General features: G+C 66.8%; 22 protein-coding genes. 11 read left to right on the top strand and 11 right to left on the bottom strand.

All coding sequences use genetic code 11. From position 1 onward, the window contains the following. Position 1: 1 nt before the first annotated feature. Positions 2 to 1,615, bottom strand: coding sequence for a serine/threonine protein kinase (locus tag BLP88_RS05385; protein WP_074587522.1), 1,614 nt, complete (start codon positions 1,613 to 1,615; stop codon positions 2 to 4). Between the two features lie 98 nt (positions 1,616 to 1,713). Here BLP88_RS05385 and lipB point away from each other — a divergent pair, with 98 nt between their 5' ends. Both lipB and lipA read left to right on the top strand, forming a co-directional pair. Beyond that, positions 1,714 to 2,412, top strand: coding sequence for a lipoyl(octanoyl) transferase LipB (lipB, locus tag BLP88_RS05380; protein WP_257028398.1), 699 nt, complete (start codon positions 1,714 to 1,716; stop codon positions 2,410 to 2,412). Next, complete coding sequence (gene lipA / locus BLP88_RS05375; protein ID WP_074587520.1) at positions 2,409 to 3,446, top strand: lipoyl synthase; 1,038 nt, start codon at positions 2,409 to 2,411, stop codon at positions 3,444 to 3,446. The genes lipB and lipA overlap by 4 nt, the downstream gene beginning before the upstream one ends. 177 nt (positions 3,447 to 3,623) lie before the next feature. On the opposite strand, the gene BLP88_RS05370 is transcribed toward lipA, so the two are convergent. Then, entirely contained in the window at positions 3,624 to 4,292 is a 669-nt protein-coding gene (locus BLP88_RS05370) for an anti-sigma factor family protein (protein WP_074587518.1), read from the bottom strand. Next, on the bottom strand, positions 4,289 to 4,801 hold the full coding sequence (locus BLP88_RS05365) for a sigma-70 family RNA polymerase sigma factor (protein WP_074587517.1): 513 nt from the start codon (positions 4,799 to 4,801) through the stop codon (positions 4,289 to 4,291). The genes BLP88_RS05370 and BLP88_RS05365 overlap by 4 nt, the downstream gene beginning before the upstream one ends. Positions 4,802 to 4,956: 155 nt before the next feature. Here BLP88_RS05365 and BLP88_RS05360 point away from each other — a divergent pair, with 155 nt between their 5' ends. The 3 genes from BLP88_RS05360 (at position 4,957) to BLP88_RS05350 (ending at position 7,289) form a co-directional block, all read left to right on the top strand. Then, entirely contained in the window at positions 4,957 to 5,481 is a 525-nt protein-coding gene (locus BLP88_RS05360) for a COG4315 family predicted lipoprotein (protein WP_074587515.1), read from the top strand. Between the two features lie 24 nt (positions 5,482 to 5,505). Then, positions 5,506 to 6,090, top strand: a complete 585-nt coding sequence (locus BLP88_RS05355; RefSeq protein WP_245679776.1) for a DUF5655 domain-containing protein — start codon at positions 5,506 to 5,508, stop codon at positions 6,088 to 6,090. Between the two features lie 239 nt (positions 6,091 to 6,329). Next, positions 6,330 to 7,289 carry a type IV toxin-antitoxin system AbiEi family antitoxin domain-containing protein gene (locus BLP88_RS05350; protein ID WP_074587514.1) on the top strand — a complete coding sequence of 320 codons (960 nt, stop codon included), beginning with the start codon at positions 6,330 to 6,332 and terminating at the stop codon, positions 7,287 to 7,289. 137 nt (positions 7,290 to 7,426) lie between these two features. On the opposite strand, the gene BLP88_RS05345 is transcribed toward BLP88_RS05350, so the two are convergent. Next, the gene (locus tag BLP88_RS05345) at positions 7,427 to 8,281 is read right to left on the bottom strand and encodes a DMP19 family protein (protein WP_074587512.1); all 855 of its coding nucleotides are present in this window, start codon (positions 8,279 to 8,281) and stop codon (positions 7,427 to 7,429) included. A gap of 184 nt (positions 8,282 to 8,465) precedes the next feature. Continuing rightward, a complete protein-coding gene (locus tag BLP88_RS05340; RefSeq protein WP_074587511.1) occupies positions 8,466 to 9,599 on the bottom strand; it encodes an ArsB/NhaD family transporter in 1,134 nt (377 codons plus the stop codon). 228 nt (positions 9,600 to 9,827) lie between these two features. On the opposite strand from BLP88_RS05340, the gene BLP88_RS05335 reads away from it, so the two are divergent. Beyond that, positions 9,828 to 13,259 (top strand): DEAD/DEAH box helicase, encoded by a 3,432-nt coding sequence (locus tag BLP88_RS05335; RefSeq protein ID WP_074587510.1) that lies wholly within the window; start codon positions 9,828 to 9,830, stop codon positions 13,257 to 13,259. A gap of 51 nt (positions 13,260 to 13,310) precedes the next feature. Next, the gene (locus tag BLP88_RS05330) at positions 13,311 to 13,748 is read left to right on the top strand and encodes an acyl-CoA thioesterase (RefSeq protein WP_074587509.1); all 438 of its coding nucleotides are present in this window, start codon (positions 13,311 to 13,313) and stop codon (positions 13,746 to 13,748) included. Between the two features lie 61 nt (positions 13,749 to 13,809). On the opposite strand, the gene BLP88_RS05325 is transcribed toward BLP88_RS05330, so the two are convergent. From BLP88_RS05325 to BLP88_RS05300, 6 genes are all read right to left on the bottom strand, one after another. After that, on the bottom strand, positions 13,810 to 15,006 hold the full coding sequence (locus BLP88_RS05325; RefSeq protein ID WP_074587507.1) for an amidohydrolase family protein: 1,197 nt from the start codon (positions 15,004 to 15,006) through the stop codon (positions 13,810 to 13,812). Positions 15,007 to 15,048: 42 nt separating this feature from the next. Further along, positions 15,049 to 15,840 carry an amino acid ABC transporter ATP-binding protein gene (locus BLP88_RS05320; protein WP_074587506.1) on the bottom strand — a complete coding sequence of 264 codons (792 nt, stop codon included), beginning with the start codon at positions 15,838 to 15,840 and terminating at the stop codon, positions 15,049 to 15,051. Beyond that, the gene (locus tag BLP88_RS05315; RefSeq protein ID WP_084110834.1) at positions 15,837 to 16,790 is read right to left on the bottom strand and encodes an amino acid ABC transporter permease; all 954 of its coding nucleotides are present in this window, start codon (positions 16,788 to 16,790) and stop codon (positions 15,837 to 15,839) included. Before BLP88_RS05315 ends, BLP88_RS05320 begins: the two co-directional genes overlap by 4 nt. A 2-nt stretch (positions 16,791 to 16,792) precedes the next feature. Next, positions 16,793 to 17,728, bottom strand: coding sequence for an ABC transporter substrate-binding protein (locus BLP88_RS05310; protein WP_074587505.1), 936 nt, complete (start codon positions 17,726 to 17,728; stop codon positions 16,793 to 16,795). A gap of 89 nt (positions 17,729 to 17,817) precedes the next feature. Next, positions 17,818 to 19,005 (bottom strand): amidohydrolase, encoded by a 1,188-nt coding sequence (locus BLP88_RS05305; RefSeq protein ID WP_245679780.1) that lies wholly within the window; start codon positions 19,003 to 19,005, stop codon positions 17,818 to 17,820. Positions 19,006 to 19,253: 248 nt separating this feature from the next. Next, a complete protein-coding gene (locus tag BLP88_RS05300) occupies positions 19,254 to 20,192 on the bottom strand; it encodes an AraC family transcriptional regulator (RefSeq protein ID WP_245679775.1) in 939 nt (312 codons plus the stop codon). Between the two features lie 351 nt (positions 20,193 to 20,543). Here BLP88_RS05300 and BLP88_RS05295 point away from each other — a divergent pair, with 351 nt between their 5' ends. The 4 genes from BLP88_RS05295 (at position 20,544) to BLP88_RS05280 (ending at position 26,119) form a co-directional block, all read left to right on the top strand. Next, on the top strand, positions 20,544 to 21,338 hold the full coding sequence (locus tag BLP88_RS05295) for an SDR family oxidoreductase (RefSeq protein ID WP_074587689.1): 795 nt from the start codon (positions 20,544 to 20,546) through the stop codon (positions 21,336 to 21,338). Between the two features lie 161 nt (positions 21,339 to 21,499). Continuing rightward, positions 21,500 to 22,741, top strand: a complete 1,242-nt coding sequence (locus BLP88_RS05290) for a styrene monooxygenase/indole monooxygenase family protein (RefSeq protein WP_074587501.1) — start codon at positions 21,500 to 21,502, stop codon at positions 22,739 to 22,741. A 44-nt stretch (positions 22,742 to 22,785) separates the two neighbouring features. Further along, positions 22,786 to 24,525 carry a flavin reductase gene (locus BLP88_RS05285; protein ID WP_074587500.1) on the top strand — a complete coding sequence of 580 codons (1,740 nt, stop codon included), beginning with the start codon at positions 22,786 to 22,788 and terminating at the stop codon, positions 24,523 to 24,525. Between the two features lie 16 nt (positions 24,526 to 24,541). Continuing rightward, positions 24,542 to 26,119 (top strand): phytoene desaturase family protein, encoded by a 1,578-nt coding sequence (locus tag BLP88_RS05280; RefSeq protein ID WP_074587498.1) that lies wholly within the window; start codon positions 24,542 to 24,544, stop codon positions 26,117 to 26,119. The last annotated feature ends 21 nt before the right edge of the window (positions 26,120 to 26,140 follow it).

Genomic DNA, 26,140 nt, shown 5'->3' with positions numbered 1-26,140 from the left:
TTCAGGTGCTGCCGGCGAGGATGTCCGCGATCCGCCAGCCGCCGTCGACCTTTGAGAGCACCAGCCGCAGCTGCTGCGGCGCCCCCGCGGCCCGGGAGCGGACCAGCTTCCCGGACGCATCGCGTTCCTCGAAGCGGGACGTTTCGACGACGGCGGTGACCTCCGCAGCCCCATCCCCGGCGGGGCGCGAAACCCGGATGTCCTTCAGCGTCGTGGTGAAGCCTGCCAGCACCACTCCCGTCTTCTCCATCTGGTCCCGGATCTTCGCGTCAGCGGCCGCTGCCGGCGAGCCCTCGGCGTTGACGTCGGCCAGCAGCTCCAGCTCTCCCGTGCGCAGTGCGGTGTCGCGGACCGCGGACAGTCCCTTGATGGCAACTTCGGGTTGCCCGGACCGCAGCTGCGCCTGGACCACCTCGCTGAGGCCGTCGCGCGGACCGCGGGCCGAAGGAGCGGGAACGGGCTCGGACGAGACCGGGGCATCGGCAGGAGCCGGGGTGCGCCCGCCCTGCGTCCCGGCGGCCGGTTCGCGGAGCGCCGCGGACCCCCAGATCCCGCCGGCGACCAGGAGCGCTACGGCCAGTCCGCCGCCTGCCACCGCCAGGACCTTCCGCCGGAACCCGTTTCGGGACCGTGTCCGGGATCCTGCGGGGGCGCTGCCGGCGCCGGATCCGCGCACACCCAGGCGAAGCCTGCTCCGGGCACGGTGGGCGGCGGCCTTGCCCGGAACCGGATGGCGCCGGGTCAGGAGCTCCGGCACAACGCTGCTGTCCACCGCGTCCGCGAGATCCACCGGCACGGCGGCGGCGCTGCGGTACACGGCGGCACCGAAGGCCAGGGCCGTCGGACGGGCGGCGGCGTCTTCCTGCAGCCCGGCCTCAATCGCTGTGGCCAATGCCGCGGGCACCTCCGGCACCAGCAGTGTGAGCGGCGGACGCCGCGAAGAACGCTCGGGAGGCATCCCGGTCAGGCAGTACCAGGCAAGGGCGGCCAACGAGAAGCAGTCACGTTCGGGTCGGAGGACACCGGGCGCGCCTGCGTTCGCCGGGTCGCTGAAGCCGGGCGTTCCCGCGAGCGGCGCCCTGCCGGCGTCGCCGAGCATCCGGGCGATGCCAAGATCTGCCAGCAGGGGTTTGCCGTGAGCGGTGAAAAGGACGTTGCCGGGCGACACGTCGGAGTGCACCACGCCCTCTTGGTGGAGGAACGCAAGGGTCCGGGCCAGCGGGGTGATTACGGTAACCGTCTCCCCCACGCCGAGTCTCTTCCGCGCGCCGACCAGGCGGCCGAGGGATCCGCCGGCGGCGTAGTCCATCACCAGCCCGGGCAAGCCGTCGAAAGCGCCGCCGAGCCGGACAACGCCGTGCAGCCGCAACAGGTGTTCGTGCTGCAGCCGGGAGAGAATCCTGACTTCCCGCTCCAGGTCGGACATGGCCTCCGCGTCCCGCCCCGCGTTGGACAACGCTCCGGCTCCTCCGCCGGTTCCCCCGGTGAAGCATTTGACCGCGACCTGCCGGCCGTGGTCCTTGCCGGCGGCGAGCCAGACCGAAGCGCTGACGCCGCGTCCCAGTTCACGGACCGCCTCATAGCCGGGAATCAGCGGGGCGTTGGAATTTTCCATGCCCCTAGCATGACCCGAAACCCGGCAACGCCGCAGAAGTTATCCACAGGCGGCCAATTCACCGGTGATGACTGAGAGCTTGGCCACAAAATCATGGCCTGGCACGGACGGGGTCTAAGCTTGAACGCATGACTCTTGAGTTTTCACAACTGGGTCTTGCCCCCGATTTCGTGGACTACATGCACGGCTGGGACCTGCAGCGCGAAATCCACAACAAGGTTGTTGCCGGCGAGGGACCCAATACCGTCTTGCTCCTGGAGCACGCAGCCGTCTACACGGCGGGCAAACTGACGGAAGACCACGAGCGCCCCTTCGACGGTACCCCGGTGGTTCCCGTGGACCGTGGCGGCAAGCTCACCTGGCACGGCCCCGGGCAGCTGATCGCCTATCCGATCATCAAATTGAAGAACCGCGCCGGCATCCGCGACTACGTCGAACGGCTGGAAGCGACCATGATCGCCGTCATGGCGGACTACGGCATCAACGCCGTGCGCATCAAGGGCCGCGCCGGCGTCTGGATCGAGGCCGACGACAAGGGCCCGGACCGCAAGATCGCAGCGATCGGCATCCGCGTTCTCGACGGCGTGACCATGCACGGCGTCGCCATCAACTGCAGCAATGACCTCGCGCCCTATGCGCAGATCATCGCCTGCGGCATCACAGACGCCGGGGTCACCACCATGTCCCTGGAGACGGGCCGCACCATCAACCCCGCGGACATCGTCGACCGCTTCGTGGAAGAATTCCGCAAGCACGAAGAAGCACTCGTCCTCAGCCCCGAAGGAGCTATCCAGTGACCCTGGCACCCGAAGGCCGTAAGTTGCTGCGTGTTGAGCAGCGCAACAAAGCGGTTCCGGTCGAACGCAAGCCCGAGTGGATCAAGGCCAAGGTCCAGATGGGGCCCGAGTTCGTGGGCCTGAAGAACCTCGTGAAGAAGGAAGGCCTGCACACCGTCTGCGAGGAAGCCGGCTGCCCGAACATCTTCGAGTGCTGGGAAGACAAGGAAGCGACCTTCCTGATCGGCGGCTCCGAATGCACCCGCCGCTGCGACTTCTGCCAGATCGACACCGGCAAACCCTCACCCCTGGACCGGCTGGAGCCCACCAAGGTCGCCCGCTCCGTGCAGTCCATGAACCTGCGCTACGCCACCGTCACCGGCGTGGCCCGCGACGACCTCGAAGACGAAGGCGTCTGGCTCTACGCCGAAACCGTGCGCAAGATCCACGAACTGAACCCCGGCACCGGGGTGGAACTGCTCATCCCGGACTTCTCCGGCAACCCCGACCACATCGCCGCGATCTGCGACTCCGCCCCCGAGGTTTTCGCGCACAACGTCGAAACCGTGCCGCGGATCTTCAAGCGCATCCGGCCCGCGTTCCGCTACGAACGCTCCCTGGACGTCATCACCCAGGGCCGGGCCCACGGGATGGTCACCAAGTCCAACCTGATCCTGGGCATGGGCGAGACCCGCGAAGAAATCTCCGAAGCCCTCCGTGACCTGCACGAGGCCGGCTGCGACCTGGTCACCATCACCCAGTACCTGCGCCCCAGTGAGCGGCACCTGCCCGTGGACCGCTGGGTCAAACCCCAGGAATTCGTCGACCTCGCCGAGGAGGCCGAACAGATCGGCTTCCTCGGCGTCATGTCCGGGCCCCTGGTCCGCTCCTCCTACCGGGCCGGCCGGCTCTGGGCCACCGCCATGCGCAAGAAAGGCCGCGACATCCCCGCCCACCTTGCCCACATCGCCGAGGGCATCCAGGACTCCGGCACCACCCGCCAGGAAGCCCGCACCCTCCTCAGCGCGGTTCCGGCAAAAGCTGCGCGCAACTAGGGGCATGACGATTGTTTCCCACCAGAATCGAAATCATCCCTTCGGCCGGCATCGCCGGAAAGCTCGCTGCCGCCGCCGAGAAGCACATCTGCGTGACGATCCTGGTGGCGAGGTGCTGCTTACAAGCTGCAACTGCCTGAATGGATGGAGGGCGCGGCGTAGGGTTTGCGGTACAACTTACGGCACCGAAACCGCCGCCACGGTCTTCCGGGCCTCGTCCCGCAGCTCCACCCCGGAGATCCCGGCCAGCTGCACCGGCGTGGCGCCAGTGACCTTGATGCGCCCGGTAGGGGTCGCGGTCCAGCCGCAGGCGAGTTCCTCGCCGCCGTCGCGGTCCTTGACCCACAGGTACAGGGTGCCCTCGAGCGGCATGCTGCGGCCCTCGAGTTCGAGCTCGGTGCCCCAGGTCTTCCTAACCAGGCCCACGGTCAGCTGCATCCCGTTTTCGGCCTGCAGCGAGTAGCTGGCATCCGGTTTGGGCGGTGGGTTGAGCAAGCCACCCACCGCCGGTCCGGCCAGGAGGCCACCGGCGAGGCAGGCCACGGCGAGCCCCGCCGCCAGTGCGGCGCGCCACCGCCGGGCCTTCCGACGTCGGGCGGCAAGTTCCAGCAGCACCGGCGCTGCCGCATCCGTGTCGGCGTTGTCCGCAGTCCGCGGTCCGGCGGACGCCGCGAGCGCGACGGCGTCGGGCACCGGAACGGCGTCGAGCAGGGCGGGGAGGCTCTCCAGTTCGGCGAGTTCGCGGCGGCAGGCGGCGCAGCCGGCGAGGTGTTCCTCGAAGGCGAGCGCCTCGGCCGGTTCCAGGCCGCCCAGCAGGTAGGCGCCCAGGAGCTTGTGCTCGTTCATCGTTGCACCCCCATTTCGTCCAGGATGGTGCGCAGGGCGCGCACGGCGTAGAAAGCCCGGGATTTCACGGTGCCGCCGGGAATGTTGAGCCGCAGCGCGGCCTCGGCCACGGTGAAGCGCTGGTAGTGCAGGGCCACCAGGACCTCCCGGTGTTCCTGGCTGAGCCGCCTCAGGGCCTCCTCCATGAGGACCCGGTTGAGCAGTTCGTCCACCCGCTCACTGCTTTCGGCCAGTTCCAGGGCGTCCGGGCCGGTTTCCGCCGGGCGGCGGCGGGCCCTGCGGTAGTTGTCGATGATGACGTTCCGGGCGGTGCGGAACAAGTAGCTGCGCAGGCTTCCGGTGATCTGCGGGGCGTGCTGCCAGACCCGCAGCACCGTTTCCTGCACGACGTCGTCCGCCTGGTTTTCGTCGCTGGTGCAGCTAAGCACGAAGCGGCGCAGCGCGGGGCCGTGGTCGCGGTAGATCGCGGCCACCACGTCCTCGTCGCTGATGTTGCCGTCCAACGGCATTGCTGCCTCCCTGGCCTTCCGCGGGCTGCCTTCGCTGATACGACGCCCGCCGGAGCGAAAAGGTTCAGTCCCCTGTGAACCATTCAACACCTGCAGGCGTCGTACCGGGTGAGCGTCCGGCCGGTCCAGGCCGGGCCCGGTGAAGGAGCGAACCCATGAAAAAGCATTCCGGCATCGGCGTCCTTGTCCTCGCCTTGTTCCTGGCTGCCTGCGGCGGCAGTCCCGGTACCTCACCGACTGGTACCTCTCCCACCTCAGCCGGCGCCGCGCCGTCGTCGAGCGCTCCTGCCTCCAGCGCGCCGGCCGGTTCGGCGGAACTGAAAACGGCGGGCTCAAGCGCGGGCGACATCGTGGTGGCCGCCGACGGCATGAGCGTCTACTTCTTCACCAAGGACGTGAAGGACTCCGGCAAGAGCGCCTGCGAAGGGGCCTGCACCGCCCTGTGGCCGGCGGTGACCACTACCTCGGACTCGCCGGCGGTGGAGGGAGTGGGCGGAACCATCGGCACCATCCCGACGGCTGACGGCAAGAAGCAGGTGACCATCAACGGCATGCCGGTGTACTTCTTCGCGCAGGACACGGCCGCCGGCGATGTGAAGGGCCAGGGCTACGGCAACGTCTGGTACCTGGTGAGCCCGTCCGGCGACATGTTCAAGCAGGATTCGGGGATGGGGTACTGAGCGGCTCTTCGCTACGATCGGGGCATGGCCCCCGATCTAAAGAATGCCGGCACCTGGCAGCTCATGGTGGACAGCAACCAGGAGCTGCTCCTGCGCAAGTCCGGGCATGACGTCCACTGGTGGGCTGCCCGCGGCCGGGAAGCCGGAGTGAAGAACGACGCCGAGCTCCGCGACTGGATGCGCGACGAGCACGGCATCACCGGCTACGCCCAGTACGCGGTGTCATGGGAGATGTTCGGCTACCCGGAGTTCATGCTGCGCCACGCCGACGAGCTGATCGACGGCCAGTACGCCAAACACCCGGAGCTGCGGCCCATCGCCGACGCGCTGCTCGCCTGGGCCGAAGCCACCGACGGCGTCGCGATCCAGATGCGCAAGGGTTACGTCTCGCTGCACAGCCCCAGGCGGAAGTTCGCCCAGGTGACGCGGGCGAACAACACGAGCGTGGACGTCCTGCTGCGTTTGGCCGTGGCGCCGGGCGGCCGGGTGGAAGCTGCCAAGGTCCGCGAGGGGGATTTCTTCGACCGCAAAGTCCGGCTCAAGTCCGTGGATGACATGGACGGGGAGCTGTTCGGCCTGCTGGAGCGGGCGCTGGCGGAGAATTCGTAGGGTTGCGCGTCTTCCGGGGCGGGCCTCCGGGCACCGCGGGGCACCTCGGGGCCTCCGGGCACCTCGGGGCACCTCGGGGCACCGGGCAGCTCGGGGCACCTCCGCGCACCGAATTCGCCGGAATGCTGCGGGGTCGCCGGAATGTTCCGGCGACCCCGCAGCATTCCGGCGACCCCGGTTTTCCACATGGCAAGGTTGGCCGCTTTCGCCGGATGAAGGGACTCGCCAAGGCTTGATGCATGACTCTCTCGCAACCGCCAACCCTCCCTGCACTTCCGGAATCCGGTTCCTTATGGCGGACGGAGCAGCTACAGTCCGCGGGATTGAATTCGCGGGCCATCGCCGTCCTGGTTCGCCACCGTGAGCTCGTCCGCCTCCGGTACGGCTGCTACATCCGCGCGTCCCTGTGGAACGCGCAGGAGCCGTGGGTCCGCAGCAGACAGCTGATCCTGGCGCACGCCCACGGAACCCGCACGACGTCGGATGGCGCTTTTGCCTATAGCCACACCTCGGCAGCGCGGATCCACGGATTGTTCGTCTGGAATACCGACGACCTTGTCCATATCCTCTTGCGGACCCGGCCGTCGGGCTGTCGATTGGGCAAGGATGTCCGCGGGCACACCCGACCGTTCACCGAGGCCGACGTTGTCACGATCAGGCGGCTCAGGGTCACTTCACTGGAACGGACAGCAGTCGATTGTGCCCTGATGCTCAATTACCGGCAGAGTCTGATCATCATGGACAACGCGCTCAGGCAGGGCGCCGATCCGCTCCTCATGCAGGAAATGGCAGCTGCGGTTCCCGGTCGGCGAGGCGTGAAAAATCTTCGCAGGGTTCTCGAAAACGCCGATCCACGCTCCGAATCAGCCGGGGAAACCCTGACTCGTGAACTCCTGCAGCGGTTGAGGATCCCGATGCCGGATATCCAGCTTGAGGTCATGAGCCGAGCCGGGCGCCACCGCATGGACTTCGGGTGGAAGGCGCGGAAGATCGCCCTCGAGTTCGACGGCAGGACCAAGTACTTCGACTATGCGCCCACCCCTGAGGTCCTCTACAGGGAGCGCCAACGGGAAAACGCCCTCACCGAGGATGGCTGGATGTTTGTGCGTCTCCGCTGGCAAGACCTCTTCAACGAAGAAGAGTTCAAAGCCCGGATCCTCACAGCATTGCTCCGCAAGCCGGAACCCCGGGCCACCTAAGGTGGGCCGCTGGCGCCGGTCTCTCTATGTGGAAAACTCCTCCCCACGAATTCGCCGCAAAGCTGCGGGGTCGCCGGAATTTTCCAGCGACCCCGCAGTGTTCCGGCGACCTCGGCGCCAGAAACCGGAGTGAACCCTTAGGCGTCGGCGCCCTCGAGCTCGTCGTCCTCTTCGAATTCCACGGCCGCGATGATTTCCTTGGTCTCCGGGTGGATCATGAAGGCCTCGTCGTCGTCCTCGATCATGAGGTAGTCGCCGTGGTCGGTGGCGAAGTGCCAGGCGAGGGTCTTTTCGCCGTCGTGGATGTAGTTCGGGTCGCCCATGGTGATCTTCTCCAGGGCGAAGCCGGCCACGTCGCACAGTTCGCGGATGATGAGCTCGAACTCCGGCGCGTTGAGAAGCTCGGCTTCGGCGGCCTCGGCCCGGCGCTCTTCGAGGTCCGGGATGAGGGCGACGCGGGCGGCGATGTGGGCCTCAAGCTGCTCTTCGTCCAGGTACTGCACGCCGTCCTGGCCGCGCAGCCATGCCGCGTTGAGTTCGATGATGTCCTCGGTTTCCAGGAGGGATTCGAACTCGCCGTCCAGTTCCTCCAGAGCGGCAACCGCTTCGGCGGGGGTCTCGGATTCGTCCAGTTCGCCATCGAGGTACGCTTCGGCTTCTTCTTCGGAGAGCGCGTCGAAGGCCGCGGCGGTGCGGTTGAAGAGGTCCAGGTGGGCGGTGGCGCCGATGCCTTCGAGCCCTTCGCGGACCAGGACGTCCACATCCCCGCGCTCGGGCAGCGTGAACACGTACTGTGCGAAACCGCCGGAGAGTGCCTGGGTCAGGTAGTAGTCCACGTAGTAGCTGCGCAGCGCGTTGGGCGCGATCTCGTCATGGTTGAGCAGCGCTTCGTACATCTCGTTGACCACGGTGACGTTGGCGTCCACGACGTCGGCGTCGGCGGCGTCGATGCTGTCCTTCGTCAGGATGACGGGGTATTCGTTGCTGGTCATGGGATTCCTCACTGCTTGAAGCGGGTGGTGCTCCGGACGCTTTCACGCTACGCGCGGGCAGCACGGCATCGGCCGAGGACAAGATGAACGTCCGGCGAATATTGATGCACCGCCCGGCGGCAGCGCCCGGATGCAGCGCCCGGATGCAGCGCCCGGATGCATCCGATGGCGCTACCGTAGGCGGTCAGTGCATTCCGGACGAAGCCCACAGCAGCAGGACGGCCACCGGAAGGACCAGCACCACAGTCACTAGGCCGGCCACGGCAAAGCCGCTCCAGCGGATGCTCACGTTGAGCGCCTGGAGGCGTTCGTGCCACAGGAGTGTGGCGAGGGAAGCCCACGGGGAAACGAGTGGTCCCAGGTTCACCCCGACCAGGAGTGCCGCCAGGCGTACGGGCGAACCGGCCACGGGTTCCAGGGCAAGGTAGGCCGGCAGGTTGTTCGCTGCATTGGCAGCCAGTGCACCGGTCCCGGCGAGTTGCAGCAGCGCGGGCAGGCTTTCACCTCCACCCGCGATCCCGGCCAGCAGCGCAGCCAGCCCGTTCGCGTGCAGGGCCTCGACCAGCATGAAGAGGCCGGCCGTCAGCATGAGTGGCCGCCACGGGATCATTGACCATTTCAGCGCGGATAGTCGTTTCCAGGCGAAGGCGGCGAGCAGGAAAGCGGCCGCCACGAGGGCCGGGTACTGCACCGGGATCCCCGAGACGAGGGCGGGCAGCAGGAACAGCAGGACGACGGCGGATACCACCAACAGTGGGCGGTCCGTCACTTGGTGCCGGGGTTGCGGCCCGTAACGCCCCCGCAGTTGCCTGCGGAAGGCAACAGCGATGATAAGCAGCGGCACAACCAGGCCAACGAGTGATGGTGCCCAGACCAATCTGGCGTAATCCAAGGGAGAAAGGGCCAGCCGGTTCTGGGCCAGGAGGTTGGTCAGGTTGGACACGGGCAGGATCAATGAGGCGGTATTGGCCAGCCACACTGTGGTCAGGGCGAAGGGCAGCGCCGGGATCCCGGCGTGCACGGCCAGCAGCACCACGAGCGGGGTCACAAGGACGGCCGTGGTGTCAAGGGAGAGGAAAACGGTGGACAACGTGGCGAGGGCGACGATCAGGAGCCAGAGCAGCCACACCCGCCCGCGGCCCAGGACGGCGATCCGGTCCGTTACCACCTGGAACAGGCCGGCTTCCGAGACCAACTCGGTCACAACGGTCATGGCCACCACGAACAGCAGGATCGGAGCGGTCCGAACCGCCAGGATCTCGAAATCCGCTCCCGGCAGCAGACCACTGGCCAGGCACGCCGCGCCAGCCAGGAGCATGCCCGTCGGAAGAATGTAACTCTGCACGGTCTTCAACCACGGCCCAACCTTCACTGCCCCATCGTATGGCCCACGCCGCCCGGGTTCCCTGGGCGAGCGAAGCGAGTCGAGGGAGGAGGTGGTGGGCCCACGCCGCCCGGGTTCCCTGGGCGAGCGAAGCGAGTCGAGGGAGGCGGTGGGGACAAGTAGGATTCATAGATAGCCCCGAGCCGAAAGTAGTCTCCCTGAATGCCTTCCCACTCAGACGATTCCTGGGACCTGGCGATTCAAACTCCCGCCATCAATGACCGCTCGCTGGCGGCCGGCCTGGCCTATGCGATGGGCAGCCGGGTCAGCAACATCACCTTCGACGCCGGCACGGGCCTCATGCTCGGCAAGGTCCGGGGCAGCGGCGCCTCGCCGTATTCCACGTCCGCCAAGCTCGTCCGCAAACCCGCCGGCTGGAGCTGCACCGTGGGCGTGTGCAGCTGCCCGGTCCGCAAGGACTGCAAGCATGTGGCGGCCCTGCTGTTCGCGGCGGAGGACCACCCCACCGTGCGGGCGCAGTTGCTGAGCGTGCCCGCCCCCGGCCAGACCTCCGGAAGCACGGTCCCGTTGCAGCGGCCCGCCTGGGAACGTGCCCTGGACCGGCTGATCTCCGGCGGAAACACGCCTCCGCCCAGCCGGGGCGTTCCGCTGGCCCTGCAGTTCGAAGTGGAGGAACCCGCCCCGCACTTCGCCTACACCGGCCGGCGCGACCCCGTCCGCAGCGTCCGCCAGCTCAAGGCCCGGCCCGTGATGATGGGCGCCAAGGGCAAGTGGATCAAGGGCGACGCCTCTTGGTCCAACCTCAACTACCTGGGCTACAAGCGCGAATTCAACGAGGCCCACCTGGAAGTGCTGCGGGAACTCCTGGCAGGCCATTCCAGCAGCGAGCACCGGAACTTCGGCTCCAACATGTGGCTGATGCTCAACGACTATTCCGGCCGGAAACTTTGGGAGCTGCTCGCCCAGGCGGAAAAGGTCGGCCTCGAGCTCCTGCACTCCGGCGGCACCGAGCCGGTCCGCATCGCCGCGGAGCCCGCCGTCGTCGGGCTGGACCTCAGCCGCCTGACCCCAAACAACCCGGGCGCCGCTGAGACAGGGAACGACGGCGGGCTGGAGCTCGCGCCGTCCGTCACCATTGGCGGGGAGACCGTTGATCCGGGGTCACTGGGGTTGATCGGGCGCCCGGCGCACGGGCTGTTCTTCACGGGCGGGACTTCCAACGCAGAGCACGACGAGCTGCCCGGGGTGCCCGCGCCGCAGCACGTGATCACCCTGGCCCCCTTGGCCGGCGGCGAGTCGCAGGAACTGCTGGATTTCGTCTCCGAGGCCACGCTCCTGCAGATCCCGGCGCAGGACGAGGAACGCTTCCTCACGGCTTTCTACCCGAAGCTGCGGCAGAGCGCCCGGCTCACGTCAAAGGAAGTAGAGCTGCCGGTCCTCGCCGTGCCCACCCTTTCCTTGCTCGCCAACTACGGCGCGGACCACCGGGTGCGGCTGCACTGGGAATGGCACTACACGGCCGGCAAGCTCGTCACGGCGCAGCCGCTCTGGCGCCACCCGGACGACCGCGGCTATCGCGACGACGCCACGGAAGCGCGCATCCTGGAAAGCCTCGGCCGGCCGTGGGACGTGGTTGCCGCGCTCGGCGAGTCCTCCAGCGGCGGCTGGGGCGCGCCGCGGCTGAACGCCGCGGTGGAGCTGGACGGCCTGGACACCCTGGCCTTCACCGAAGAAGTGCTCCCCCGGCTGCGCGAACTGCCCGACGTCACTGTGGACACCAGCGGCGAGATCGCCGACTACCGGGAGGCCTCCGAAGCCCCGGTGGTGTCCATCTCCACCAAGGCCACGGACAGCCGAGACTGGTTCGACCTCGGCATCGTCATCACGCTGGAGGGCGAGCCGGTGTCCTTCGCCGCCGTGTTCTCCGCCCTGGCCGCCGGGCAAAGCCGCATGCTGCTGCCCAGCGGCGCCTACTTCTCGCTGGACCTGCCTGAGCTGCACCAGCTGCGCGCCCTGATCGATGAAGCCCGTGCCCTCCAGGAACACCCGCACAAAGACGGCACCCTGCAGATCAGCCGCTTCCAGGCGGGGCTGTGGGACGAGTTCGCGCAGTTGGGGATCGTGGACGAGCAGGCGGCCGCGTGGCGTGAGTCGGTGGGCGGACTGCTCGACGACGGCGTGACCGGGCTGCCGCTGCCGGCCTCCCTGAACGCTGAGCTGCGTCCGTACCAGCTGGACGGCTTCAACTGGCTCAGCTTCCTGTACAAGCACAGCCTGGGCGGAGTACTCGCCGACGACATGGGCCTGGGCAAGACGGTGCAGGCGATCGCCCTGATGTGCGCGGCGAAGGAGAGCGCCGGGTCCGACGGCGCCGGCACAGCCGAACCTGGCGCCGCGCCGTTCCTTGTCGTCGCCCCCACCTCGGTGGTGGGCAACTGGGCCGCCGAGGCTCAGCGCTTCGCCCCCGGGCTGAGCGTCCGCACCATCACCGAAACCTTCGCGAAAAGCGGAGTGTCGCCGTCGGACGCAATGGCGGGGGCCGACGTCGTGATCACCTCCTACGCGCTGTTCCGGATTGACGAGGCGGCGTATGCCTCCCGGGAGTGGGCCGGGCTGATGCTGGACGAGGCGCAGTTCGTGAAGAACCACCAGTCCAAGGCGTACCAGTGCGCGCGCAAGCTGCCGGCGGCGTTCAAGCTCGCCATCACGGGCACGCCGTTGGAGAACAACCTCATGGAGTTCTGGGCCCTGACCTCGATCGTGGCGCCCGGGCTGTTCTCAAGCCCGAAGCGCTTCGCGGAGAACTACCAGAAACCGGTGGAGAAGAACGGCGACACGGCGCAACTGGACAAGCTCCGGCGCCGGGTGCGCCCGCTGATGATGCGCCGCACCAAGGAGCAGGTCATCAAGGACCTGCCGCCCAAGCAGGAGCAGGTGCTGGAAGTGGTGCTCAACCCGCGCCACCACAAGGTGTACCAAACGCACCTGCAGCGGGAGCGGCAGAAGATCCTGGGCCTGATCGACGACGTCAACAAGAACCGCTTCACCATCTTCCAATCGCTCACCCTGCTGCGGCAGCTCAGCCTGGACGTCTCGCTGGTGGACGAGTCCCTCGCAGCGGTGCGCTCCTCCAAGCTGGATGTGCTGTTCGAGCAGCTCGAGGACATCATCGCCGAGGGGCACCGCACCCTGGTCTTCAGCCAGTTCACCGGATTCCTGGGCAAGGTCCGGGAGCGGCTGGACGCCGAGGGCGTGGAGTACTGCTACCTGGACGGCAGCACCCGCAACCGGGCCGACGTCGTCAGCGAGTTCAAGAACGGCGCGGCACCGGTATTCCTGATTTCCCTGAAGGCCGGCGGCTTCGGCCTGAACCTCACCGAGGCGGACTACGTGTTCCTGCTGGACCCGTGGTGGAACCCGGCCTCCGAGGCGCAGGCCGTGGACCGCACGCACCGGATCGGCCAGAACCGCAACGTGATGGTGTACCGCCTGGTGGCCAAGGACACCATCGAGGAAAAGGTCATGGCGCTGAAGGCGAAGAAGTCGCAGCTGTTCGCCGACGTCATGGAAGGCGACGCCCTGGCCGGCGGCTCCCTCACGGCCGAGGACCTGGCGGGGCTGTTCAACGAATAGGCCGCCATATGGCATTATCCGGACGGCCGTCATTATTTGTATATTTGCTTCATGAACTACGCAGCACCGCGGAACCCGCACGCCAGCATCGAACGCACCGTGGAATGGGTGGACACCGATGCTTCCGGCCACCAGCACAACTCCGCGATCGTGCGCTGGGTCGAAGCGGCCGAGGCCGAGCTCTTCCGCAGCCTCGAGCTGCCTGACTACTTCCCGAGCGCGCCGCGCGTCCAGCAGGTCATCAACTACACGTCCAAGCTGTGGTTCGGCCAGCGGGTGACGGCCACGGTGGAGATCCGCGAACTGGGCCGCACGTCCATGACCCTGGCGTTCGAGGTCCGCGGCCATGCCCACGGCGCCTCCGAGGGCGGAGTCGCCGCCCACGGAACCGTGACCACCGCCCATGTGCCCGCCGGGGCGACGGCGGCCCAGCCCTGGCCGGCGCACATCCGCGAGGCCGCCGGGGCCGTCACTGACGGCGCCTACTGACCCCCAGCGCGACGGCGGCCCTCCCCTGGCAGGAGCGAGCCGCCGTCGCGCTTTTTGTGGGTCAGACCAGCACTTCGCCGTCCCGGGCGACGACGTGTCCTCCGGAGAGCACCAGCTTGCGCTGCGGGCAGCGCACCAGCACGTCCGGCACGTTCTCGGCGTCGAGGAGCACGACGTCGGCGCGCGCGCCGGCGACGAGGTCGTGCTGCTCCCGCCCGACGAACGGGGCGCTGTGCTTCGTCGCATACTCGACCGCAGTGGCGAGCTTCTCGTCGTGGCGGAAGCCATGCAGGCGTGCGAAGGCGAACGCCACGCGCAGCAGGTCCCCGTCCCCGAAGGGCGACCACAGGTCGCGGACGCCGTCGGTGCCCAGGCCCAGCGGCACGCCGCGCTCGCGCATCCGCTGCCAGGGCAGCGGCGCGGTGCCGCCCATCGCGACGGTGGTCCAGGAGATGCCCGCCTCGGCGAGGCCCTCGATGATCTCCTCCTGCACACCCGGCTGCAGCGTACCCATGGCGAAGCCGTGCGAGATGTTCACCCTGCCCTGCAGGCCGGCGTCGATCGTGCGGCGGATCACCTGGCGGTACTCGTACGCGCCGAGCGAGCCGAAGTCGTGCAGGTGCAAGTCGATGCCGACGCCGCGCTCGACGGCGATCTGGAACAGCCCGTCGAGCTGACCCTCGACGTCGCCGTCAATCGTTCCCGGGTCGAGCCCGCCGATGCTGCCGGCCCCGGCCTGGGCTGCCTCGTCGAGCAGCTGCATGACGCCGGGCCGGCGCAGCACGCCGTCCTGCGGGAACGCCACCGTCTCGACCTGGATCGCCCCATCGAGCCCGGCGACGGCGGTCTGCACCGTCTCGAGGCCCTTCAGCCCGACGCCGAGGTCGACGTCGATGTGCGTGCGGGTCGCAGTGGTGCCGTGGCGGAGGAACTCGCGCAGCACCGCGGCCGCCGAGTTCGCGTTCGGGATGTCGTAGTTCCCGCGCTGGGCGCGCTCGTTCGCGATCCAGCCTTCGACCGTCGGATGGTCCGAATAGGTATACGGCACCCACGGCTTGCCCCACCAGCTCTTGTCGACGTGGGCGTGGGTGTTGATGAATCCGGGAATGGCCAGCAGCCCGCCGCCGTCGAGGTCTCCGGGTTCGGACGCACCCGAGGCGGGTGCCACCCCGGTGATGGCGCCGCCGCTGATGGTGATGTCCGCGGCCTCGGCGCCCCACGGGCGCACATTCCGCAGTACCAGGTTCTCGCCTGTCATGCTGTTCCTTCTTTCTACTGGGACTCAGTGCTGGTGTGGGACTCAGTGCACGCGGCGGAGGAAGGCAGCCGTGCGCTCGTGCTGCGGGTTGTCGAGCACCTCGCGGGCAGGACCGTCCTCGAGCACGCGACCCTGGTCCATGAAAACCACCCTGTCCGCGACCTCGCGGGCGAAGCCGACCTCATGCGTGACGACAATCATCGTCATGCCCTCCTCGGCCACCTGCTTCATGGTCTGCAGAACCTCGCCGACCAGCTCGGGGTCGAGTGCGCTCGTCGGCTCGTCGAACATCATGAGCCGCGGCTCCATGGCCAGCGCCCTGGCGATCGCCACGCGCTGCTGCTGGCCGCCCGAGAGCTGGCTCGGGTACGAACCCTCCTTCTCGGCCAGGCCCACCTTGGCCAGCAGCTGCCGCGCGTGCGCAACGGCGTCCTTGCGCGGCCGGCCCAGGATCCTGGCGGGGCCGTAGGTGACGTTGTCGAGGGCCGTCATGTGGCCGAACAGGTTGAAGTGCTGGAACACCATGCCGATGTGCTGGCGGGCCTTGGCCACGCGGCGCTCGCTTTGTTCGTAGAGCTGGCCGCCGTGCAGCTCATGGCCGATCCGCTCGCCGTTCACTTCGATGACGCCGCCGTCGACGGGGTCGAGGTGGTTGATGCACCGCAGCAGCGTGCTCTTGCCCGAGCCCGAGGGCCCAAGGATGCAGACGATTTCGCCGGTGCGCACCTGGATGTCGACGCCGCGGAGCACATGGAGGTGCCCGAGCCACTTGTGTACGCCGTCGATGCGCAGCATCGTGTCCGTTGCAATTCCTGCGGGGGCTGTTTGCGTCATGGCGCACCTCCGGTGGTCGTGGTGGTTGCCGCCGCACCGGCCGGCGAGTGCTTGCGCGGCTTGCGGGAGCCGGGCTGCGAGGCGTTGAAGCGGCGCTCGAGGAAGTGCTGGCCGACGCCGGCGATGGTCACCAGGATCAGGTACCAGAGCACTGCGACGATGAGCAGGGGCAGGATCTTGAAGTTCTGCCCATAGATGAGCTGAACCCTGGTCAGCAGGTCGCTGCCGCCGATGACCGAGACGAGCGAGGTGGCCTTCAGCATGCCGATGAACTGGTTGCCGGTGGGCGGGATGATGACCCGGATCGACTGCGGCAGCACGATGCGCGCCAGCGCCTGGTTGCGGGTGAGGCCGATGCTCACGCCCGCGTCCGTCTGGCCGGCGGGCACCGAGATGATGCCGCCCCGGATGATCTCGGCCATGTAGCCCGATTCGGCGAGGGAGAGGGCGATGAGGCCGGCAGTGAAGCCCGAGATGAGGCTGTTCGTGTCCTGCCCAAGGATCTTGGGGAAGAGCACCGCCAGGTTGAACCAGAGCAGCACTTGCACGAGCATCGGAACGCCCCGGAAGAACCAGACGTAGCCGCGGCCGATGATGCTCGCCACCTTGTTGTTGCTCTGGATCATCAGGGCAATGACGAAGGCCAGCACAATCGAGATCAGCATGGCGAAGATCGCCAGCTGGATCGTGACGCCGACGCCCTCCAGGACCACCGGGTTGAACATGTACTCCCAGGTGACGCCCCACTCCATGTTGGGGTTCTGCGCCTGGGACTGGATGAAGAGCGCGAGCAGGGCGATCGCGACGAACCCGGTGACGATCTGGCCGTACTGGGGGCGCCGCTTCGCACGGATGGGCGCCCCCTGCACGGCAGGCTCGTCGCCGGGCCGGCGCACGTAATGCGCCCGCGCGGTCAATGCCGGGGAGGACGAGTGGTTCAGCTCCGACATGATCACTTCTGCGCCAGGTTGATGCCAGGGGTGTCGAGATCGATGACTTCGACGTCCCACTTCTTCAGGACCTCGTCGTAGGTGCCGTCCTCGTGGATCGCCTTGAGGGCGGTAAGGAAGGCGTCGCGGAGCTCGGTCTGCTTCTTGTTGAAGGTCATGCCGAGGTAGACCTTCTCCTCGAAATCGACGGGAAGCGACTCGAGCTTGTCGCCGGTCTCGCGCTTGATGACCGAGACCGCCATGTCGGGCCAGAAGATGGCATCGATACGGCCCGAGGTGAGCGCGAGGTTCTTGTCGCTCGAGTTCGGGAAGGAGATGAGCTGGGTGGCGGGCTTGCCCTTGGCGGTGCATGCCGCGGCCATCTGCTCGACGAGGCGGTGGGCGTCGGAGCCCTTCACGTCGCCGATCTTGACGCCGCAGCCGCCGTCGACGGCGCTGGTGATGCCCTTGGGGTTGCCTTTCTGGACCATGAAGACGGTGCCGGCCCACTGGTAGTCGATGAAGTCGACCTGTTCCTGCCGCTTCTTGCGGTCGGTCATGCCGGCGATCGCGGCGTCGAATTTGCCGCTCTGCATGCCGATCAGGATCTGGTCGAAGGGCACCTTCTCCCACTTGACCGGGATGCCGAGCTGCTTCGCCATCGATTCCATCAAGTCGACGTTGTAGCCCTGGATGCCGGTGGCGCCGGCGGGAGTGAAGTTGGCCGGCTCAAAGTCGGGCTGCGTGGCGACGGTGAGTACGCCCTTGTCCTTGACCTCCTGCGGCAGCAGCTTGAAGAGGGGCGCCTTCTCGTCGAGCGCGGCGGGCTTCTCCGATCCGCCGGCGGCCGTGGCCGTGGAGCCGGAGACGCCGCAGCCGGTGAAGGCAAGCACGGCGAGGCTGCCAGCCGCGATGGTCGCCGCAGCGCGGCGTGCGAAGGTGGTGCGGGAGAACGACATTGTTCTTGCCTTTCGGGCCGGGGTTCCGCGGGATGCGGAACCGGTTGGGGGGGGAAGCGGCGAGCGGGGACCCGCTCGCCGGGGCCAGGTCATCCCGCGTGCACGGGGCTCCCGTGGCGCGCGACGACTTTGCCGCGTTTGAGCACGAGCCGCCGCGGCGGCCGGGCTGCGACCGCCTCGCCGATGCTCGCGGCATCGATGAGGAAGAGATCGGCGGGTGCGCCGGCTTCGATCCGGGCAGGTTCGCGCCCGAGGGCGGTCGCCCCGCCGCTGACCGCTACGTCGAATGCCGAGGCGATCTGTTCGTCGGTGCGGAAGCCGTTGCGGTAGGCGAGGTGGAAGGTGCGGTCGAGCATGTCGCCGTTTCCATACGGGCCCCACAGGTCCCGCACGCCGTCGTTGCCTGCGCCGACGTTGATACCGCGCCCCCGCAGTTCCGCGATCGGAAGCACCGGGGTGTTGTAGACGGTCGCCGTCAGCAGGGAGATCCTGGCTTCGGCGAGGCCCTGCGAGATCTGCTCGGAATGGGCGCGGTCGACCTCAACGATGGCCACACCGTGCGAAATTGCGACCCGGCCCTCGAGCCCGTGCCGCAGCACGCGCTCGATGATGAGCTCCATGGTGTGCGCACCCAGGGTGCCGCGCTCGTGCAGGTGGATGTCGAGCCTGGCGCCGTAAGTCCCGGCGAGTCCGAAGATCAGGTCGAGGTGGCGCACCGAGTCGCGTTCCAGAGCGGCGGGGTCGATGCCGCCGAGGCATCCGACCAGTCCCTGCCGAAGGGCCGATTCGAGCAGTTCGGCCGTTCCGGGGCGGGTCAGCAGCCCGCCCTGCGGGAAGGCGACCTGCTCGACGTCGATCGTGTTGGCCAGCTCTTCGGCGACGGCCGCGACGAGCTTGAGGCCGCCCAGCCCGACCTCGGGATCGACGTCGGTGTGCGTGCGGGCGAGCGTTGTGCCCGAGGCGGCCATCTGCTGGAGCAGCGCACGCACCCCATCGCGGTTCGGCAGCCCGAGCGCGGCGCGGCCCCGCTCGCCGTTCGCGATGCGGTCCTCGAGCACGGGCCCCGCGGAATGCGGCACCCAGTCCCGGCCCCAAAGTGTCTTGTCGACGTGGCAATGGGCGTCGACCATTCCCGGCAGCGCGAGCGCGCCGGCACCGTCCTCGCGGACAGCCGTGGCGGCGTCGATGACGCCTGCCGGTTCGATCCGCGCGATGTGGCCGTCCTTGATGAGCAGGTCGACCGGCGGCGCGTCATGCGCCAGCCGCACGCGCTCCATGAGCGTATCCCGCATCCCAAACCTCCTGATCTTGTGACGATCGTCACCCTGTCTCGATATACAGGGTAGGGAGTTTGGTATTCCAAAGCAATACCTGAATTGGATTTTGACGCCGAGGAAGTCGCCTTGCATCTGAAATGGCATACCAAGCCGCGGGGCGGGACGGGAAGGCGTCGCGTGTCTACAGCGGCGACGCCGCGCTCAGGGCGCGCAGGGAAGCGCTGGCGCAGGCCCGTCAGGGCCTGCAATCACCTGCGCAGGGTTTCGGAGGGCAGTTCGCCGAAGGCTTCCAGGTACATGGCGGAAAAGCGGCCCTGATGCGAGAAGCCGCAGCGCTCAGCGATCGAAACAATGCTCTCCTGCCCGGGCTCCCCTTCAAGGAGCATTTCACGGGCGCGATCCAGCCGGACCCGCCGAAGCAGTTCCAAAGGGGTTGCCCCCACCTCCGCGCGCAGGGCCATCTGGAGAGTGCGGACGGAGACGCCGAGGTTCTCCGCCATGTCCGGCACCGCGAGTTCCTCGGATGCGTGCCGGTCCAGAAGCTCGCGGAACCGCCGGATCAGTTTGCTCTCGGCATTCGTATTCCGGCCCTCGTCTTCGGCCGGCCGGTTCTCCATGGCCATCAGCAGCCGCGACAGCATGGTGTCCGCAAGGAGGTTTTGGACGAACGCCGGAGCCGCGCGTCCGGGCTCGCTGATCATGTCGTCGTGGAGTTCGACGACGGACCTGAGGAACGCGCGCCCCAGGGGACCGTTGAGGTCCATCGCGTAGCCGAGATTGACGCCGCCCTGCGGGCTCTCCCCATAGAGCCGCTCCGCCACGGAGGCCAGTGCCAGGCGCCGCACGTAGACAATCAAGTGCGGTGTTCCGGCATCCCAGGTCATCGAGAACGGGCGGTCGACCGGCGGAACCGTGGCCAGCTTCGGGCTGGACTCGACGACGTCCTTGCCTACCTGCATGAGGGCGTGGCCGGAAAGTGGAATCTGGACCAGATGGAAATCCTCCAGGCCCTCCGGATTGATGCGCACCTCGGCGCCGTAGTCGAGGTACTCGATCCCGACGTCGCCGCGGTGCAGCGACCGCAGTTTCATGTCAACCGACGTCCCCCGGGCTTGCGGCACGAGATCATGCCGGCAGAACAGCTCGGCAATCTTCTGGTGTGCATCCTCGACGTCCGAGGTGGTCACCGTCGGGCGCCCTCGGAGGACGTCACGAGGAAGGATCCTCACCATCGCGCACCTGACTTCCAGGGGTTTCGCTTTTTGGATGAGCCCTGCGCCATGTGGATATACCGGGCTTCGGGGTGTGAATAGAGTCACTTTTAGATCAAGTATGACGCACGTCATAGAAATGCAATAACGACGACAGAGGGAGGTGGGCAGCGATGAAGAACATCAGGCTGGTACACGAACGCCGGCTCGAATGGGAACGAACCCATCCGAAGCCCGCGCCGAGGCCCGCGGCCAAGTAGCACCTCCCGCATGACAGAAAGTCGTCCACCACAAGCGTTGATCCAATTCACCACGAAAGGTTTGGCCATGTCAGGACTCTCAGGCAGGACAGCGATCGTCACAGGCGGCGTAACGAAGATCGGCCGCGGTGTTGTCACGGCGCTCAGCGAGGCAGGCGCCACGGTTGTCGTAGCGGATGTTGATGCCAATGGCGGCGCCCAGATCGACGCCCCGGGAAACGGCGTCAGCTTTTTGCACACCGACATCACGGACGACGCGGCCGTTTCCCGGCTGGTCAGGGACACCGCAACCCTGCACGGCGGAATCGATATCCTGGTCAACCTTGCCTGCACCTACAAAGACGACGGCGCAGGATCCACCCGCAGCGACTGGCTTGAAGCATTGAACGTCAACCTGGTCAGCGCGGTCATGGTGAGCGCGGCCGCACGCCCCTATTTGAAGGCCTCGCAGCACGGCGCCATCATCAACTTCACCTCGATCTCCAGCTCTGTTGCCCAGACCGGGCGCTGGCTGTACCCCGCCAGCAAGGCGGCACTCGTCCAGCTGACCCGAAGCATGGCCGTGGATTTCGCCGACGACGGCATTCGGGTCAACTCTGTAAGCCCGGGCTGGGTGTGGAGCAACATCATGGACTCCCTCACCAACGGAAGCCTCGAGAAAACGGATGCGGTGGCAGCACCCTTCCACGTCCTGAAGAGGGTCGGCCGGCCCGAAGAAATCGGGGACGTCGTCGCATTCCTCGCCAGCGACAGGGCAAGCTTCGTGACAGGCGCGGATTGGGCCGTGGACGGAGGCTATTCCGCCCTGGGTCCCGAGCGCGCCGAAGAAACCATTCCATTGCTCGCTGCCGAAACGAGGTGAGCGCAGGTGAACGACGTCAGGATTGCCCATCTGGCCCTCGCACACATGGGCCTCCTTGGTTGCGGGCGAATCCATCCCAAACCAGCCCCCAGGCCGAACCAAGTAAGTGCCTCCCAACCCGTCCACGGATGCAAGGACAGCAAGAAGACAAGGACAACAACATGACGCAGCGCCATATCACCATCGTCGGAGCCGGCCAGTCAGGCCTGCAGCTGGGAATCGGGCTCCTGGACGCGGGATACCACGTGACCACGGTCTCCAACCGCACCGGCGACGAAATCTACGAAGGCAAAGTCTCGTCCAGCCAGTGCATCTTCCATGACGCGCTGGAAAACGAAAGGAAACTCGGACTCGATTTCTGGCCGGAAGCACCGACCGTCGACGGGATCTCGTTCACCATCCCGCATCCCGACGTTCCCGGAGAGAAGGCCATCAACTGGGCATCCGGGCTGGACAACCCGGCGAAATCCATCGACCAGCGGGTCAAATTCCCCAGGTTCATGGAGGAATTTGTGGCCCGCGGAGGCGAGCTCATCTTCGAAGACGCCGGCGTGGAAGACCTCGAACGGTACACCCTGAACTCCGAGCTGGTGATCGTGGCCGCGGGCAAGGGCGAGATTGCCCAGCTTTTCACCCGCGACGCAGCCCGTAGCTTCTACGATGCTCCGCAGCGCGCCCTGGCCCTGACCTACGTGAACGGGCTGGATCCCAGGCCCGAATTCTCCGCCGTCTCCTTCAACCTCATCCCGGGGGTCGGCGAGTATTTCGCTTTCCCGGCCCTGACCAAGACCGGTCCCTGCGAAATCATGGTTTTCGAAGGGATCCCCGGTGGACCCATGGACTGCTGGAAAGGCCTGTCCGCCGAGGAACACCTGGAAACCTCCAAAAGCATCCTCAAGACGTTCCTTCCTTGGGAAGCTGCGCGCGCCGTGGACGTCGAACTGACTGACCCCAATGGTTTCCTGCAGGGCCGGTTCGCTCCCACCGTCCGTCACCCCATTGCCACGCTGCCCAGCGGCCGCAAGGTCCTTGGCCTGGCAGACGTCGTCGTCCTGAACGATCCCATCACCGGACAGGGTTCCAACAACGCCAGCAAGTGTGCTGCCTCGTACCTGCAGAGCATCAAGGAACACGGGGACGGAGCCTTCGACTCGGAATTCATGCAGGCGACCTTCGAAAAGTACTGGAACTACGCCCAGCACGTTGCGCAGTGGACGAACGCCCTCCTTGCTCCCCCGCCGCCGCATGTCCTCCAGCTCCTTGGTGCAGCCGGGCAGTCCCCCGAGATCGCCAGCCGATTCGCCAACGGCTTCAACAATCCGCCGGACTTCCAGGAGTGGTTCATGTATCCGGACAAGGCTGCGGCCTATCTGGAAAGCGTGAACTCAGTCGCCACGCAGTGACCCTCCATCTTCATCGTTCCCATCCCGCCACGAAGGAATCCACGATGCGAAAGATCGCAATAATCGGCGCCGGCGAATCCGGTGCACAGCTGGCCTTGGGCCTGCAGCGTGAGGGTTACGCAATCACCCTGGTCTCCGACCGCTCGGCAGCCCAAATCCGTACGGGCAAGGTCATGTCCAGCCAATGCATGTTTTCGACCGCCCTTGCTGCGGAGGCGCAGTTGAGTCCGGCGCTGGTGGGCCTCTACGACGGTGGCACCGTCCCGGGGATCAACGCGCTGACGTTGCATGTTGAGGGCAACTCGGCCGACGATGCGATCGGCTGGGAAGCTCCCCTGGTGGGCACGGCCCACTCAATCGACCAGCGGATCAAGAGCGCTGCCTGGATCGAAGCCTTCGTTGCCGCCGGCGGTGACTTCAGGATAGAGAAGGCCACCCCGCGCATGCTGGAGGATCTCTCACGGGACTATGAGCTCGTGATTGTCAGCACCGGAAAAGGGGAGATCGGCCAGATCTTCCCGAAGGACAAGTCGAAGTCTCCCTTCGACCGGCCGCAAAGGGTCCTTGCGCTCAATTACGTTTCGGCCGCCGTCGAACAGTCCGGGCAGCGCGGTGACAGTATCCGCATGTCTGTAGTGCCCGGCGTCGGGGAGTTCTTCACCTTTCCCGGTCTAACGGTATCCGGACCATGCCAGATGATGGTCTTTGAAGGTGTGGTGGGCGGCCCCATGGACCGCTGGGCCGACGTGAGTACGCCGGAGGAGCAGCTGAAGCGCTCACTGGAGATTCTGGACGAGTTCTTCCCCCACGAGTCGAAGAACTTTGCGGGAGCAAGCCTGACGGATGATGGCGCGACCCTGCTGGGCCGGATCACTCCTACGGTTCGCTCCGCGGTTGGCGAGCTCGGGAACGGAAAGCCGGTCTTCGGGCTGGGAGACGCCGTCCTCCTCAACGACCCGCTCACCGGCCAAGGATCAAACAACGCCACCCTGGCGGCCCGCTACTACCTTGACTCCATCCTTCGCCGTGGCCAGCAGCCGTTCGACAGGGACTGGATGGAACGGACCTTCGACGAGTTCTGGCGCGGCTGGGGGCAGTGGGCCGTGGCTTGGACCAACGACATGCTCAAGCAGCGGCGGGACCACCAGCGGTTGGTGCTGGGCGAGGCCGCGGCCCACCCCGCACTCGCTGCCAGCATTGCCGAGGGCTTCGATGATCCCCGGACCTTCTACCCCTGGTGGTTCGATCCCGCGGCGGCAGCCGAGTTCGTCCAGGCGCAGAAAGAAGAAGATTCGGCGGTCTTCGACCTCAGGGACTTCAGGAGCGCCCTTGGGCAATTCGCCACCGGTGTCACCGTGGTTACTACCGTTGGCGCCGACGGCCGGAAGGTCGGCATGACGGCCAACTCCTTCACCTCCGTTTCGATGGAACCCCCACTGGTCCTGTGGTGCCCCAGCAAGAAGACGCCAAGCCTTGCGGATTTCGAGGAATCCACCCACTTCGCCATCAACATCCTCGCCAGCGACCAACACGTGCTGTCACGGCAGTTCGCCACACCGTCAATCGACAAGTTCGCCGGCGCGGAAACCTCGGAGGGAATTGCCGGAATCCCGCTGCTGGAGGGAGCGGTTGCCACGTTCCAGTGCAGGACCGTGTCCCGCCACGACGCCGGCGACCATGTCATCTACGTCGGCGAGGTCGAGAAGTACGACAACGCCGGGGGCGCGCCCCTGGTGTTCCACAGCGGCAAGTACCACGCCACTGCCAGCCACCCGGACTTCTAAGGGAGAGGAACACTCCATGGATGCTTCCGCTGGGATCGCAATTATTGGTTCAGGGATCAACTCCCTAGTGGCTGCCGCGGAGTTGGCTCTCGCAGGGAAGGACGTCTGCCTCATCGAACGCCAGGACAGGCTCGGCGGCTTCATCGACTCTGGCGAACGGACCCTCCCCGGATTTGTCCACGACACCTTCTCGTCATGGCACCCCCTCTTCGTCTCGGGAGGAGCCTACGAAGTATTGGGGCAGGAACTCCATGCCCGGGGCTTGGAGTACTGCAACACCGAGGGTGCCGTGACGGCCAGCGTGGCCCCCGGCCCCGGGACCGGAACGTCCCGCGTCGCCATTGCCCACCGCGATCCCGCGCTCACGGCCTCCGCGCTGCAAAGCCCGGGCGACGAGGCGGCATACTTGGCCATGCTGGCCGATCTCGGCACGAACGCGGACACCATCTTCGGGGCCTTCGGGGCCGAACTCCGGTCCTTCAGGGAGGTCCTGCGGATCGCGTTCGGCGCCATGCGGCGCGGAAAACTCAAAGGGACCGAAGCCTTTGTGCGCGACTCCGTCATGAGCGGTCGCAACTACCTCAGAAGCCGGTTCGACGGCTGGGAGACCGACCAGCTCTGGGCGCCGTGGTTGCTTCATGCGGGCCTCGGCCCCGACCAGTCCACGGGAGGTGTCATGCTGCCGGTCATGGCCTTGAGTATGCATAGCTACGGGCTTCCGGTGGTGAAGGGCGGCGCGTCCAACTTCGTACGGGCCTTTGAGTCTCTCTTGCGGGACAAAGGCGTTCGGATTCTGTTGGACACGGAGGCTGAGGAAATACTGGTCGACGCCAAGGGAGTCTCGGGCGTGAAGACCTCCCGCGGCGTGGTGCAGACACGCACGGTTCTGGCCAATGTGTCTCCCCAGGCCCTCTACGCAGGGTTGCTCCGGGAGCCACCGGCCGGAGCGGCCGAAGCAGCGGCGCGCTACCAGAACGGCCGGGGGGCGATGCAGATCCACCTTGCACTGAACAAGCCTGTGGCATGGCTTGATCCGCGCTTGGATGCCGTTCCCCTGGTGCACCTGAGCAGCGGCTCGGACAGTACGGGGATCGCCTGTGCGCAAGCCGAGGCAGGCCTGCTGCCCGCGGAACCCACCGTCGTCGTCGGTCAGCAATGCGTCCTGGATCCGTCACGCGCACCCGCCGGCCAGGCGACCCTCTGGCTGCAGTTGCAGGAAGTGCCCTTTGATCCGGCCGGGGATGCCGCAGGGCAGTTCAACGTCGACGGCGGCTGGACCCAGGTGCTCAAGGAACAGTTCATGGAGCGCGTCCTGGCCAGGCTCGAACAGTTTGCCCCCGGCACGCGGAACTCCGTCCTGGCCTGGGACATCCTTGCCCCCTCGGATCTCGCAGCGGAGAACCCGAATGCCGTAAAGGGCGATCCCTACGGCGGATCCGCGGAGCTCTTCCAGAACCTCCTCTGGCGCCCGTTCCCCCAGGCCGCCAACCACCGGACTCCGGTCAAGGGGCTCTGGCACATTGGTGCGTCCACCCACCCCGGACCCGGACTGTCCGGCGGATCGGGCCATCTGGTAGCCCAAAAGCTGAAATAGACCCACAATCAAACCCGACAG

It is taken from the genome of Arthrobacter cupressi (genome assembly GCF_900099975.1).
Classification (GTDB): Bacteria; Actinomycetota; Actinomycetes; order Actinomycetales; family Micrococcaceae; genus Arthrobacter; species Arthrobacter cupressi.
Note: the sequence above shows the minus strand (reverse complement) of the source record. Positions and strands in the feature narration are given on the sequence as shown.